12 protein-coding genes are annotated in these 14346 nt (G+C 33.9%); 6 read left to right on the top strand and 6 right to left on the bottom strand.

Annotated features, from left to right (window positions below; translation table 11 throughout):
* Window positions 1-36: 36 nt before the first annotated feature.
* Complete coding sequence (locus tag FUA22_RS00805; protein WP_147765620.1) at window positions 37-918, top strand: LysR family transcriptional regulator; 882 nt, start codon at window positions 37-39, stop codon at window positions 916-918.
* A gap of 50 nt (window positions 919-968) precedes the next feature.
* Here the strand turns inward: FUA22_RS00805 and FUA22_RS00800 are convergent, their stop codons facing one another.
* The 6 genes from FUA22_RS00800 to FUA22_RS00775 form a co-directional block, all read right to left on the bottom strand.
* On the bottom strand, window positions 969-1385 hold the full coding sequence (locus FUA22_RS00800) for an SRPBCC family protein (protein ID WP_147765619.1): 417 nt from the start codon (window positions 1383-1385) through the stop codon (window positions 969-971).
* A gap of 85 nt (window positions 1386-1470) precedes the next feature.
* On the bottom strand, window positions 1471-2046 hold the full coding sequence (locus tag FUA22_RS00795; protein WP_147765618.1) for a TetR/AcrR family transcriptional regulator: 576 nt from the start codon (window positions 2044-2046) through the stop codon (window positions 1471-1473).
* Window positions 2030-2611: a TetR/AcrR family transcriptional regulator gene (locus tag FUA22_RS00790; protein WP_147765616.1), complete on the bottom strand. Its 582-nt coding sequence runs from the start codon at window positions 2609-2611 to the stop codon at window positions 2030-2032. Before FUA22_RS00790 ends, FUA22_RS00795 begins: the two co-directional genes overlap by 17 nt.
* A 186-nt stretch (window positions 2612-2797) precedes the next feature.
* Window positions 2798-5398, bottom strand: a complete 2601-nt coding sequence (locus tag FUA22_RS00785) for a glycoside hydrolase family 3 C-terminal domain-containing protein (RefSeq protein ID WP_170309812.1) — start codon at window positions 5396-5398, stop codon at window positions 2798-2800.
* A 167-nt stretch (window positions 5399-5565) separates the two neighbouring features.
* Window positions 5566-8061 (bottom strand): DUF5686 and carboxypeptidase-like regulatory domain-containing protein, encoded by a 2496-nt coding sequence (locus FUA22_RS00780; RefSeq protein ID WP_147765612.1) that lies wholly within the window; start codon window positions 8059-8061, stop codon window positions 5566-5568.
* Between the two features lie 64 nt (window positions 8062-8125).
* Window positions 8126-9103 (bottom strand): pyruvate dehydrogenase complex E1 component subunit beta, encoded by a 978-nt coding sequence (locus tag FUA22_RS00775; protein ID WP_147765610.1) that lies wholly within the window; start codon window positions 9101-9103, stop codon window positions 8126-8128.
* 331 nt (window positions 9104-9434) lie between these two features.
* On the opposite strand from FUA22_RS00775, the gene FUA22_RS00770 reads away from it, so the two are divergent.
* The 5 genes from FUA22_RS00770 to FUA22_RS00750 all read left to right on the top strand — a co-directional run bounded on the left by FUA22_RS00770 (window position 9435) and on the right by FUA22_RS00750 (window position 14341).
* Complete coding sequence (locus FUA22_RS00770; protein WP_147765608.1) at window positions 9435-10181, top strand: electron transfer flavoprotein subunit beta/FixA family protein; 747 nt, start codon at window positions 9435-9437, stop codon at window positions 10179-10181.
* Between the two features lie 4 nt (window positions 10182-10185).
* On the top strand, window positions 10186-11145 hold the full coding sequence (locus tag FUA22_RS00765) for an electron transfer flavoprotein subunit alpha/FixB family protein (protein WP_147765606.1): 960 nt from the start codon (window positions 10186-10188) through the stop codon (window positions 11143-11145).
* Between the two features lie 118 nt (window positions 11146-11263).
* Window positions 11264-11890, top strand: coding sequence for a bifunctional nuclease family protein (locus FUA22_RS00760; protein ID WP_147765604.1), 627 nt, complete (start codon window positions 11264-11266; stop codon window positions 11888-11890).
* Window positions 11891-11896: 6 nt separating this feature from the next.
* Entirely contained in the window at window positions 11897-13411 is a 1515-nt protein-coding gene (locus FUA22_RS00755; RefSeq protein ID WP_241664727.1) for a NupC/NupG family nucleoside CNT transporter, read from the top strand.
* Between the two features lie 105 nt (window positions 13412-13516).
* Entirely contained in the window at window positions 13517-14341 is an 825-nt protein-coding gene (locus tag FUA22_RS00750) for a thymidylate synthase (RefSeq protein ID WP_147765602.1), read from the top strand.
* The last annotated feature ends 5 nt before the right edge of the window (window positions 14342-14346 follow it).

Genomic DNA, 14346 nt, shown 5'->3' with positions numbered 1-14346 from the left:
GCTTAAAAAGACTATCTTTGTCACTTATTGATAACTATGAGTAATCAATTAGAATTAAGACATCTTAAATATTTTTTAGCGGTTGCCGAGGAATTACACTTTAGGCGTGCAGCCGAAAGACTATATATTTCACAACCTGGATTGAGTCGACAAATCAAACAAATGGAAGATGATTTGGGGGTTACCCTGTTTGAAAGACACAACCGTAAAGTTGTTCTAACCAAAGCTGGAGCTTACCTAAAAAAAGAATTGAAACTTACCCTTAAAAGCCTAGACCAGACTTTAGAACATGCTAAGTTGTTAAATGACGGCAAAAAAGGCGACCTGAAATTGGGTTATGTGGGGTCTGCGATGCAACAAATCATTCCTAATTTATTATTAGATTTTGAAGAAGAACACCCCAATGTCGTTTTCAGTTTAAAAGAATTAGATAACGAAACTCAAATTCAAGAATTATTGTCCTTTGATTTTGATTTAGGCTTTGTACGACTAGAACGTGTACCTATAGGATTAGAAATTAAACCAATTTTAAAAGAATCGTTTTGTCTGGTATTGCCCAATACACATAAAATGGATTTTGAAAACATTAAAGATTTATCAAAATTAAAGGATGAATCATTCATCTTATTCGACCCAAAATATAGTGCTTCATATTATGAAAAAGTGATGCAAATTTTTGATGATAGTGGTTTCGCTCCAATAGTATCTCATAACACCATTCACGCAGGCTCCATTTATAAGCTGGTTGAAAACGGTTTTGGTATTTCAATAGTTCCAAAATCATTGGCTATTACCAACAATAATAACATAAAGTTTATTGAGTTAAAAAAAATAAAACAGAAAACAACGCTCTCTGTAGTTTGGAATAAAAACAATAGAAACCCTATATTAAAGGATTTTTTAGGATTAATAAAATAAAAGAGCCACAAATAGCAGCTCTTTTATTTAATCCTCTTAAATATGTAATTCTAGTTTTGAAGTGCGCTTTCTAAATTATCAATAATAACATTGTAAAAACCTCCAAACAATTCACTCATGGCTTGTTCGTTTTCAGAAAGTGTTTCAAATTCGCATCCCCATGTCACTTTACAACTACTTTTATCAACCCCTTCAACTTTAATTGTACTCACATAGCCTTCAACAGGAAATGGACCTTCCGTAATTTTATATTCCATTTCCATGGTATTGTTATCCACTTTATTTAATACTTCATGAATTGCAGCACCATCTGGCAAATAACAAGTACGTGTTGCACCAGCTCCTTCACCTTCGGTAATTGATTTTTCAATTGGGGAGATTTCTTCTATTCCTCTAAAAGATGCTAATTTATTCCAAGCATTAACGGCTTCTACCTTAATTTGTTTACTTACTACTACTTCTGTCATGGTTTCTATATTTTATTGGTTAAACATTCTATTACAAATGTATTTCAGCAATAGAAGGGAATAAAAAAAACCGTTCCGAAATAAACTAAACTATAAATGAGAGGCGCTCATCAATGAAGTTTTGTAAGCTTTCTTTATCATTGATTTTATATAAGATACTCAAGCTAAATATAACACCTAATAGAAAGCGGGCATAATCATCTTTCTTCTCTGGATGTTTTATTTGACCCAATTCTATAGCTTTTTCTAAAACTACCTTGTAACTATTTACCAAGGCATCAAAATACCGTTGATATAAATTAATTACATCTTGATTTTCATTACGCATTTCAACAACCGTATTCACCATTAAACAACTTCTTGGAAATGTTTTATCTAACAGAGCTTCAATTAAAGCATAGAAAAAGTCTTTTAAAGATATTAAGCCTTCTTTAGAAGCTCTTAACTGACTTAAAAAAGGATCTGAATAGGTGTTCATGTAATATTCAATGGAGTCTATGAACAACATGTCTTTTGTATACTTATTATAAATGGTAGACATGCTTACATCTAGGTGATTGGCAAGTTCTTTTGCATTCACACCTTTATATCCTTGTTTCCAAAATAATGATTGGGCCTTAAATACTAATTCTTCGTATGTTTGATTAAGTGCTTGTGGCATAATTTTTATTTTTACTTAATATAACTTCAATTCCGTTAGAAATATGATTATTTCTTTCCGTTTCAGAATGTATCAAACAAAAACTCATGGTCGTACAAAACAACCCTACCAAATGTCTTGCGCAAAACTTTGCTTGATTCTTAGTAGTTGGATACTTGCCTAAAAGTTTTTGTAAAAGAGACTCTATCTCACCAAGATAAGATTTTACTAATACATTAACATTTTCATCTGTATCAGCTAATTCGGTTCCGATATGAATAAAAAAGCACCCATGTTGTAAATTAGCCTCATTAAGAAAACTTAAATAAAATTTGGTCAACACTTCTTTTGGATGTCCTTCTTCTTCAAGAATTTTGAATTTATCACTAACATAACGCTCTCTATAAAGTTTAAGCGTATTATAAAGTATGCCATTTTTATCTTGAAATTCATGATAAAGAGAAAACCTGTTTACACCAGTAGCCTCAACAATATCCTTTACAGAACAGCCTCTAAAGCCATGTTCCCAAAAAAGCCTAAGGCACTTTTCTAAAACCTTATTAACGTTATATTCTTTGTAGCGCATAAATTCATTGATATTCTCAAATTTAACAATCTATGCGTTCAGAAAAAAATAAGCGTTCAGAAATAGGGTTATAAATTAATTCTACTCATTTCATATTGCTAAAAAATGAAACCCAAAAGCATCTTATAAAAGATACCTTTGGGCTCAATCCTAATAAACCTTAATCTGTATATTTGAAAATTAAGACTAATTTGACTTCTCTACGATCTCTGAAATTACAAAAGGTTTTTTATTTCCTGGAGGCATAATTTTAATGGATTTATGTTTCACTTCACCATTGACGGTTTTAATTTTAAGGCGAACCGGCTTCCCGTATTCTGGTGGAATAGGAATCCTTATTTGAAGCTTACGCTGATTGTTCAATATCGTATACGAATCAATTTCAACACCTTCCATGGAAGTAACAATAATGGCTTCTTTACTTGCATCAGAAAAACTCAATTCTGCATCCCAGAAACTCACATAAACTCCAGGGTCAATAAATACAATTTCATACTCAACCCAATCAAATGCATCATCACTTTCATTGTTTTTGTTATTATTAAATGCATCATCTTCATATAAGTAATCCCATTTTTTTGTTCGATTCTCATCGGCTGCATCAAAATAACCACTCTTTTGCCCAACACGAATTTGAGGTATCAATCCTTTATCAACCTTAATCGTTTTTACTGCTACTATTTTCTGGCTAGACTGCCCGAGCATAATCTCAAAATCACCTGCCTCCACCTCAAATTGTTTTGAATTGGTATTATAATGCGAAAATGCTTCATAAGGTAATTCGATAGAAACGGTTCTAGTTTCTCCAGCTGGAATATGTAAACGCTTAAATCCTTTAAGTGCCTTAGTCGCCACTATTCCTGACGATTCTACATCACGAACATATACCTGTATAATTTCGTCTCCGTCCATTTCACCCACATTAGAAACCTTGGCAGTAACAACAACATCTTCCAAAGCTTTTATATTACTTTTACTAACTTTAAGATCATTAATCTCAAACTTGGTGTAACTTAAACCGAAACCAAATGGATATAATGGTTCCACTTTAGAATACATGTAGGTGCGTCCTGTTTCTGGTCCGTAATCATCTTTCCAAGTTAAGACGTTATAGTCGTGCATATGTGGTAAATCTTTTTCAGATTTAACCCAAGCCGTACTAAGTTTACCTCCAGGGTTTATGTCTCCAAACAAAACATTTGCCAATGCTGTTCCTTGTTCTTGTCCGTTAGGCCATGCACAAATAATACCTGGGATATTTTCCTGTTCCCAACCTATGGAAGTAGAACCACTTGGTACTAAAACCAGAATTACATTTTTATTCACAGCTTGAACTGCTTTAATAAGCTGGTGTTGTTTCCCTGGTAGCTTTAAAGACATTCTATCTCTTGTTTCTGTAGCCGTAGACTCGTCATTACCTACTACCAAAATAACATATTCGGAATTTTTAGCTAAGGCTACCGCTTCATCTATTTTTTGTTGATCATCAGCATCTCCTGTAACCGAGCAACCTTCAGCGAAACTAACTTCACCAGTTGCACTTTTTTGAATACCCTCAAGAGGCGATATTTTACTTTTAGGATTACCGGAATAAATCCCTAACCAGCATCGATTTGCAAAAGGACCAATAACCGCTAACTTACTAATGTCTTTCTTTAGTGGTAATAAATCATCATTCTTTAATAGGACAATAGACTGTTCCGCAGCTTTTAATGCCAATTGCTTATGCGTATCACATTCCAAAACACTTTTTGGTATTTTAGAATAAGGGTTAAGAGAAGGGTCATCAAAATCACCGGTCATAAATCGAAGTCTTAAAAGTCTTCTAACTGAAACATCTAATTCTTCCTCTGTCAACAACCCTTGTTCAATGGCAGGTTTAAGCGCTTTCACAAAGGGAGCTGATTTAGTTTTATGCCTAAAACACTCCTGATCTACTCCCGCTTTTATAGCCATGGCTGCTGCTTCCTCCTGGGTTTGCGCATATCTTAACCGTTTCTCTACACCTTGAATCGCTGCCCAATCTGCTATTACATAACCTTCAAACCCCCATTCGTTGCGCAATACTCCATTTACTAACCAATCATGTGCAGAACATGGAATACCGTTTAAGCCATTTAAGCCCGTCATAATACCTGTTGCCTCTTCATCTACAATACAGGTTTTGTAAGCTGGAAAATAATACTCGTATAAATCTTTCATTCTAACTAATGAGTGACTGAATTCTCTACGAGTATCCACATTGTTAGCAACATAATGTTTAACAGTAGTCACTGTTTTTACATAGTTGGGATCGTTACCTTGCATACCTCGAATATACATCCGTGCAATTTCAGACATTAGAAAAGGATCTTCACTATAACATTCCTCGTTCCTTCCCCAGCGCGGATCTCTTGCCATATTAACAGTTGGTGCAAACATCATTACCTCTTTTTGACCTAAGTTTTTTAAAGCTCTAGCCTCATTGGATATTGCAGTTGCTACATCAAACATTAAATCTGGATTCCAAGTAGACCCCATAGCTATATTTTGAGGAAATTGTGTACAATTCCATGCTTTTAGTCCGTGAAGTGCTTCTCCGTACCATTCAAAAAACGGAACACCTAAACGCTCTATTTCAGGTATACGCGATCCACAATAACTTATTTTTTCATCCAAAGTCATTTTAGACAATAAGTCTTCAACTCTATCGTCAATATTGGCATTAGTATTTTCCCATACTTGGGCGTTAAAAAAAGTGATACTTATAAGTATTAACAGTGTGCTTAAAAGGAATTTTTTACTCATTTTAAAAGGCATTTTTAAAGTATGCCCAAAGATACAATTGAACCGATTTGTTTTTCAATAACAAATGTCATTTGTTAGACAACAAATCACTTTTTCATGAGTTTTTTATAGATTTTTTGAAGGCAAAAAGGAGGACAAATTCAAAATGAATTGAAAAATAAAAGTTCTTAAAAATTAAATCCGAAACTTCCCGTCACACCAAATTTTCTAGCTCCCGGACTATCTAAATAGTTTCCTCTAAAATTAAAATCTATTCTGAAGACTTTAAATATGTTACCAATACCCAAACCATATTCATAGTAGATTTCATCACTTGGTGCTACTAAAGGAATTGAAAAGGGATGATTGGTTGTACTCAATGCCACATTTTCATCGGATATTTCACCCCAAACTCCACGTACACTAATAATCTCACGCAAATTCATCTTTCTTAAAAAAGGTATTCTTGAAAATAGACGTCCGTTAAAATTATGCTCCAAATGAAATGAAGTATATGTATCAGATACAAATTCATAGAAGTCTAATTGAGAAAATGTATTATATATTGAGAAATAAGACTGATTTCCAGGAATAACACTTAATAATCCTAGTGGCACTTCGCCAAAGGTTTTACCTGCCTCAATAGAAGTTGTTAACCTACCAAAACCACCTATTTGCCAAGGTTGCACATAAGAGAATTGCACCTTAGTATAATCAAAATCGCTGTCAAACATACTTTTGTCACCACGACTTATTTGAGCAAAAATTCGTGAATAGTCATCATTAGCATCATGACGTTCTACACCAAAACCTGTCATTTTTCGTCCTGGAAAATAGAACAGCGACAAAGATGTTTCAAACTGTTTTATTTCAGACTCCACTCCTGTAGAAGTATTATAATCTAGACTAAATGTTGGTGATGCTGACTCTAAAGTTCTGTAGTTCGCACCAGCCCTAAAAATCAAGTTTCTAAATGGTTCTGCCTCCATGGCAAAACTTGTTAAGTTAATAGAGGTAAGCTTGTCATTGGAGCCCGTTCCCACTATCGCAGATGACGCTAAACTTCGTCCTAAAACATCAGTACTGGTTGTTAAGCTGGCACCAATTTGTTCTACATCTCGCCTATTCCCCCCTGAAATAATGAATCTGCTCTTTTTATCTAACAACCATTTCCCAGAGATACCATATTTAAACTTATCATCTTTAAAACCATATGCCAAAAAACCTTCTAATCGCCATAAATCATTTCTACCAAAATAGGTACGCCCACCAGTTCGTAATCTTAGACCTTCCACTTCATTAAACCCAAAAGTTGAAAAAATGGGTCCATAATCTAAAGGCAGTGTGTTAAACTCAATATAACCGGATGACAAAATACTTCCCAGATTATATATCTGCTTAAATTTCTTAACTGTTTTTAGGGTATCTAGCATTTTATAAACCCCTTCTTCATCTTTATTAAGGGATTCTAAACGGTTTTCTTCCCAAAACTCATCACCTCTATAATAAACATCCTTATCGTAATCATAAACTTCGGCTTCATAGAATTTTTTATCCTTTTGAATATCGAATTCATAGTTATCATAAAGCGTAGTACGCTTTCCATAAACACCTCTAGATTTTTCTTTTTTGCTAAACGCAAAATCAGACATCATATAGTCACGCTTCACCAGAAACAGTGAATCATTCAACACATCAAACTCTTGCTCAATGTAAATCTCCTTTACCCAATTTATATTGGCACTTTTTGAGGCTTGAAGATTAATTTCTTTAACAGCGTAGGTTGTGTCTGCAACCCAAAAATCACCTTTAAAAGTAAGTTCGTTTTTGCGGCGTGGGTAATATATTATATTGTAACACCATTTATTATCAATATAAGCACTGTCTGAAAGCACGTAATTATATGTACCTATTCCTGTTCTAGAAAGAGGACTTACAAAACTTTTATCAAAGAACTTTAAATAGTTATCATATACATTATAATCTGAATATAAATCATCTACAAAATCTATAATCACCTGATTATCATTAAACCCAGAATTCTTATTTCCTTTTAAAACTTCCTTTTGCTTATCTAAAGCATTATCACCATAAACCCTTGAAGCCGCCTCATTAATAAACATGGGTAAGTAGGTTTTCCCCGTAACTCTAGAAGTATCAACCTCATTGAAAACAAATTCCATACCTCTGAATAATTTACTTTTTATCAAGGCACTATCAATGGTATTAATATCAAACTCTACTTTTTCGTATTTATCGTATTCGTATTGGTTGAATCGTTTTAAACCATTTTCACGTTTGTTTTCCCAGACTTTTCTTAGAATGTCAATAGCAGGATTATTCTTTTTAGACTGTTTTCCTGTCATTAAAACCACCGCATCTAATTGTGCGGTTTCTTCCTTTAAGATAAATTCTAAATTGTAGTTTACCTTTTTATCTAATGAAACAATGAGTGTTTCATAACCAATAAATGAAATAGTTAGTTGTTCCCAAGTTTCTCTAGATTCTAAGTAGAATTTACCATTCTCATTTGTAGTTGTTCCTTCAGTAGAACCTTGAAATATTACATTGGCATAAGAAATAGGCTCATTGTTTTCATCAAAAACGTGGCCACTAACTTTTGTTTGCGAAAATACACTAGTAAAAGTGAAAAGAAATAAAACACTAAATAGTCTTATAATCATAATACAAAAAAAACTTCATCAACAATAATGCTAATGAAGTTTATATAACGTAAAAAGTTATTTTTTATTGATACAATACTTTTTTAACAGCTTGAATAACATCATCACTATTTGGCAACCATTCTTTTAGTAATACCGGTGAATATGGTGCTGGAGTATCAGCCGTATTTAACTTTACAACTGGTGCATCTAAATAATCAAATGCTTCAGCTTGAACTGAATAAGTAATTTCAGTAGCAACACTTCCAAAAGGCCATGCTTCTTCTAAAACAACCAATCTATTCGTCTTCTTAACAGATTCGATAATAGTTTTTCTATCCATCGGACGTACAGTACGTAAATCTATAATTTCACAAGAAATACCTTCTTTTTCCAATTCATCAGCAGCTTTATAAGCCTCTTTAATAATTTTTCCAAAAGAAACAATAGTAACATCATCTCCTTTACGCTTAATCTCAGCTACACCAATTGGCAAAACGTATTCTCCTTCAGGCACTTCACCTTTATCACCATACATTTGCTCACTTTCCATAAAGATAACTGGATCATCATCACGGATAGCGGCTTTTAACAATCCTTTTGCATCATAAGGATTAGAAGGCACTACCACCTTTAAACCAGGTGTATTAGCAAACCAGTTTTCAAAAGCTTGAGAGTGCGTAGCACCTAATTGACCTGCAGAGGCTGTAGGGCCACGGAACACAATTGGACATTTAAATTGCCCACCAGACATTTGCCTGATTTTCGCAGCATTATTTATAATTTGATCAATACCAACCAAAGAGAAGTTAAAAGTCATGTATTCTACAATAGGCCTATTGCCAGTCATTGTAGAACCCACAGCTATACCTGCAAAACCAAGTTCTGCAATTGGTGTATCTATAACACGCTTAGGTCCAAACTCATCTAACATCCCCTTTGAAGCTTTATATGCTCCATTATATTCAGCTACTTCTTCACCCATTAAATATACGCTTTCGTCTCTGCGCATTTCTTCGCTCATGGCTTCACAAATAGCCTCTCTAAATTGAATTGTCTTCATTAAATTTATTTTATTCGAGATGCAAAAATAGCAAATATTGATTATAATTAGCCATAAATACTAACAGTAAAATTTTCAGGTTATAAAAATTGATAATTTTACAGAAATTGTTTAGTAATAATGAAAAATTGATATTTTAATCAAGTTCAAATTCTTTTATCTATTCTTCACCCTATTTATGAATGCACTATAAATTCATAAAGAAAAACTACCAATTAGTTGTTTTTCTTTAATTTTTTTATAATTTTATTATGCATGCATAGTATTTTTTCAGAATAAAATAATTACCTTCGTACACGCAAAAAATTAAACTTATTTAACGTAAAATATTATGAAAATATTAGTGTGTATTAGTCATGTTCCTGATACTACTTCAAAGATTAATTTTACTGAAGATGACTCAAAATTTGACACCAATGGTGTGCAGTTTGTAATCAATCCAAATGATGAATTTGGTTTAACTCGCGCTATGTGGCTTAAGGAAAAACAGAGCGCTAATGTAACGGTTGTGAATGTTGGTGGAGCTGAAACTGAACCTACACTTAGAAAAGCCTTAGCTATTGGTGCAGATGCAGCCATTAGAGTAAACACCCCAGCAACTGAAAGCTTTTCTGTAGCAAAACAACTAGCTAATGTGGTTAAAGATGGCGAATATGATTTGGTAATTGCTGGAAGAGAATCTATAGACTACAATGGTGGAATGGTTCCTGGTATGATAGCAGGATTAACTAATGCTAATTTTGTAAATAATTGTATAGGATTAGAGGTTGATGGAAACAGCGCAACTGCAACAAGAGAGATTGACGGTGGTAAAGAAACACTTTCTACTTCATTGCCTTTAATTATTGGTGGACAAAAAGGGCTGGTTGATGAAAGTGAATTACGCATACCAAATATGCGTGGCATTATGATGGCCCGCAAAAAACCATTGACGATTGTTGAACCTATTGAGTCTAATCAAGAAACAACATCTATTAAATTTGAAAAGCCTGCAGCAAAAGGAGCTGTTAAGTTAGTTTCTGAAGACAATTTAGATGAATTAATTAACCTACTTCATAACGAAGCCAAAGTGATTTAAGCATATGTCAGTTTTAGTATATACAGAATCAGATCAAGGTGTATTTAAAAAAGCAGCTTTAGAAGTTGCTTCTTATGCCAAAGCAGTTGCCAATCAATTAGGCACAACCGTAACTGCATTAACAATAAACGTTAATGATGCTTCAGCATTGGGAAATTACGGCGTAGACAAAGTTTTAAATGTTTCAAACAATGAATTAGACGCATTTAATGCAAAAATATATGCCGATATCATTAAACAAGCATCTGAAAGTGAAAGTGCTCAAGTTGTAGTTGTGAGTTCAAGTGCAGATAGCAAATATTTAGCACCTCTTTTAGCAGTTGGTTTAAACGCAGGATATGCATCTAATGTAATTGAAGCTCCTAGTAATACATCACCTTTTACTGTTAAAAGAAATGCTTTTACAAATAAAGCTTTTGAGGTTTCTCAAATAAATACTGATGTAAAAATTGTTGGTGTTTCAAGCAATGCATTCGGATTAGCAGAAAATACTGGTAGTGCTTCTATGGAAGACTTTGCAGCATCAATTGTAGAATCTAATGTTTCTGTTGAATCTGTTGATAAAGCAACAGATAAAGTTACCATTGCAGATGCCGACGTTGTTGTTTCTGGAGGACGAGGCTTAAAAGGTCCTGAAAACTGGGGAATGATTGAAGAATTAGCAGAGGTTTTAGGCGCTGCTACCGCCTGCTCCAAACCAGTGTCTGATTTAGGCTGGAGACCGCATAGTGAACATGTTGGTCAAACCGGAAAACCAGTGGCTTCAAATCTTTATATCGCTATAGGTATATCTGGAGCAATTCAGCACTTGGCAGGGGTTAACGCCTCTAAAGTGAAAGTAGTTATTAATACTGATGCCGAAGCACCTTTCTTTAAGGCTGCAGACTATGGTGTAGTTGGTGATGCTTTTACCGTAGTGCCACAACTTATTGAAAAATTAAAAGCTTTTAAAGCTCAACAATAAATTATTTTTTTATAAATTGTATTAACAAAAAGACTGCTGAAATTAGTGTTTTATCCAAATCTAAACTAGGCGTTTGGTAAAGTCCTAATTTAAGCAGTTCTTTGCGTTTTTATAAATTATGAGTTTAGTAAGATTAAATATTAAGGGAATCTCGTATAGCCAAACACAAAATGGTGCTTACGCATTAATATTGAATGAAGTAGATGGAGATCGCAAACTCCCAATAGTTATAGGGGCATTTGAGGCGCAATCTATAGCTATTGCACTTGAAAAAGAAATTCGTCCTCCAAGACCTTTAACTCATGACTTATTTAAAAATTTCGCAGACAGGTTTGATATTGTGGTCAAACAGGTTATTATTCACAAATTAGTTGATGGTGTATTTTATTCCAGTTTAATTTGCGAACGCGATAAAATTGAAGAAATTATTGATGCTAGAACCAGTGATGCCATTGCATTAGCACTACGTTTTGACGCTCCCATTTTTACTTATAAAAACATCTTAGATAAAGCAGGTATTTACTTAAAAGTAAATCCCACAAAAGATGAGGATGGTGAAGAAACTAATGAAGATAGTATTTTGGTTGACGATTTGGTAGCCAGTGAATTAGAACCAGACGCTCCTCGTGAAAATTATACTAGTAAAACTATAGAGGAATTACAAAATCTCCTTGACGAAGCCGTGGCAAACGAAGACTACGAAAAGGCTGCTCATATTAGAGACGAAATTTCCAAACGCCAATAGCACATTATGAAACAACTTTTTTTGTCTTTTCTAGTCGTTTTTTTAGTTTTTACAACTTCAACAATTGCTCAGGAAACGGAAAAAGTAGTACATCAAGAAACTACGGTAGTAATCCCGCAGACTGATGCGAATGACACCCCGAACACAACTCTTGTTAATCATCCTATTAAAACCAAAACAGAAGTAACTAAAGCCTCTAATGCTTCAGTGATTCCTAGTCAAGGCTTTTCATTTAATAGTTTATGGCGTGGTATTTTAGGTATGATTTCCCTTATTTTTATAGCATTCTTATTCAGTAGTAATAGAAGAGCGATAAATTGGAAAACTGTAAGTATTGGATTAGCGTTTCAATTACTTATTGCTGTTGGAGTACTTAAAATTAGTTTTATTAAAAACGCTTTTGAAGGCGTTGGACAAGTTTTTGTTAATATTTTAGAGTTTACAAGAGCAGGTAGTGAATTTCTATTTAATGGTTTAATGGATATAAATTCATATGGATTCATTTTTGCTTTTCAAGTATTACCTACCATTCTATTCTTTTCAGCCTTAACTTCGGTTCTTTTTTATTTAGGAGTTATTCAAAAAGTAGTTAAAGCTATGGCTTGGTTACTTTCTAAAGCATTAAAGATTTCTGGAGCTGAAAGTTTAAGTGTTGCAGGAAATATCTTTTTAGGTCAAACCGAAGCTCCACTTTTAATAAAAGCGTATTTAGAGAAATTGAACAAGTCTGAAATATTACTTGTCATGATTGGTGGTATGGCAACAGTTGCTGGTGCTGTTTTGGCGGCTTATATTGGCTTTTTAGGAGGTGACGATCCAGCTCTAAGGTTGTTTTACGCAAAACACTTATTAGCAGCATCTGTTATGGCTGCCCCAGGAGCTATTGTGATTTCTAAAATATTATATCCTCAAACAGAAGATATAAATACAGACGTAAAAGTATCTCAAGAAAAAATAGGCGCCAACTTTTTAGATGCCATAGCTAACGGAACTACTGAAGGCTTAAAACTAGCTGTAAATGTTGGAGCCATGTTATTGGTTTTTGTTGCATTTATTGCTATGTTCAATGGCATATTAGGTTGGGTTGGAGATATCTCTAACTTAAACAATTGGGTAGCTAGTAACACCCCTTATAAAAGTTTATCACTTGAATTAATCTTGGGTTATGTATTTGCCCCCCTAATGTGGCTAATTGGTGTTGCAAAGGAAGATATGGCACTTATGGGACAACTGCTGGGTATTAAATTAGCGGCCAGTGAATTTGTAGGTTATATACAATTAGCGGACCTAAAGAATGTTAGTAATACAGTACATCTTAATTATGAGAAATCCATAATAATGGCAACATATATGCTTTGTGGTTTTGCAAATTTTGCTTCAATTGGGATTCAAATCGGAGGTATTGGATCATTAGCTCCTGGACAACGTAAATTACTATCTAAATTTGGAATGAAAGCCTTAATTGGAGGAACCATAGCCTCTTTGGTTTCTGCAACCTTTGCGGGTATGATTATTGGATAATCATCACAAACAAACTAGTTAATAACTTTCTTATAACATCTTAATCTTTGAGCATAAATTTTTATGCTTTTTTTTATTTTTATTTCCGCAGAAAAAAGAAATTATATGAAGCAGTATCACGACTTAGTAAAACATGTTTTAGAAAACGGTAATGAAAAAGGAGACCGAACAGGAACCGGTACCAAAAGTGTTTTTGGTTACCAAATGCGTTTTGATTTAAGCGAAGGTTTTCCAATGGTAACTACCAAAAAATTGCACTTAAAATCTATTGTTCATGAATTACTTTGGTTTTTAAAAGGTGATACTAATATTAATTACTTAACGGAAAATGGTGTTAGAATTTGGAATGAATGGGCAGATGAAAAAGGTGATTTAGGTCCGGTTTATGGTCATCAGTGGCGTAATTGGAACAGTGATGAAATAGATCAGATAAAAGAGGTTATTGATACCTTAAAGAGCAACCCGAATAGCAGAAGAATGCTTGTTTCTGCATGGAATCCTTCTGTGCTTCCAGATACTTCAAAATCGTTCAGTGACAATGTAGCTAACGGAAAAGCGGCTTTACCACCTTGTCACGCCTTTTTTCAATTTTATGTAGCTGACGGAAAGTTGTCTTGTCAATTATACCAACGTAGTGCCGATATCTTTTTAGGTGTACCTTTTAACATAGCTTCATACGCACTATTCACTATGATGATGGCACAAGTTTGCGGCTATCAACCTGGTGAATTTGTTCACACCTTTGGAGATGCGCATATTTACAGCAATCATTTTGAGCAATTAGAATTGCAGCTTTCTAGAGAAACAAGGCCATTACCAAAGATGATTCTTAACCCAGAAATTAAAGATATTTTCGATTTTACTTTTGAAGATTTCACTCTATTGGATTACAATCCGCATCCGCACATAAAAGGTGTTGTAGCTGTATAAAACAT

Origin of the sequence: Seonamhaeicola maritimus, from assembly GCF_008056315.1 — a bacterium.
Classification (GTDB): domain Bacteria; phylum Bacteroidota; class Bacteroidia; order Flavobacteriales; family Flavobacteriaceae; genus Seonamhaeicola; species Seonamhaeicola maritimus.
This window is presented reverse-complemented; position numbering and strand designations above follow the sequence as displayed.

Bases quoted from the DNA above. Each gene is read 5' to 3' on its own strand.
- FUA22_RS00775 (WP_147765610.1), bottom strand. From the start codon at position 9,103: ATGAAGACAATTCAATTTAGAGAGGCTATTTGTGAAGCCATGAGCGAA.
- FUA22_RS00790 (WP_147765616.1), bottom strand. From the start codon at position 2,611: ATGCGCTACAAAGAATATAACGTTAATAAGGTTTTAGAAAAGTGCCTT.
- FUA22_RS00795 (WP_147765618.1), bottom strand. From the start codon at position 2,046: ATGCCACAAGCACTTAATCAAACATACGAAGAATTAGTATTTAAGGCC.
- FUA22_RS00755 (WP_241664727.1), top strand. From the start codon at position 11,897: ATGAAACAACTTTTTTTGTCTTTTCTAGTCGTTTTTTTAGTTTTTACA.
- FUA22_RS00760 (WP_147765604.1), top strand. From the start codon at position 11,264: ATGAGTTTAGTAAGATTAAATATTAAGGGAATCTCGTATAGCCAAACA.
- FUA22_RS00765 (WP_147765606.1), top strand. From the start codon at position 10,186: ATGTCAGTTTTAGTATATACAGAATCAGATCAAGGTGTATTTAAAAAA.
- FUA22_RS00800 (WP_147765619.1), bottom strand. From the start codon at position 1,385: ATGACAGAAGTAGTAGTAAGTAAACAAATTAAGGTAGAAGCCGTTAAT.
- FUA22_RS00780 (WP_147765612.1), bottom strand. From the start codon at position 8,061: ATGATTATAAGACTATTTAGTGTTTTATTTCTTTTCACTTTTACTAGT.
- FUA22_RS00750 (WP_147765602.1), top strand. From the start codon at position 13,517: ATGAAGCAGTATCACGACTTAGTAAAACATGTTTTAGAAAACGGTAAT.
- FUA22_RS00805 (WP_147765620.1), top strand. From the start codon at position 37: ATGAGTAATCAATTAGAATTAAGACATCTTAAATATTTTTTAGCGGTT.
- FUA22_RS00770 (WP_147765608.1), top strand. From the start codon at position 9,435: ATGAAAATATTAGTGTGTATTAGTCATGTTCCTGATACTACTTCAAAG.
- FUA22_RS00785 (WP_170309812.1), bottom strand. From the start codon at position 5,398: ATGAGTAAAAAATTCCTTTTAAGCACACTGTTAATACTTATAAGTATC.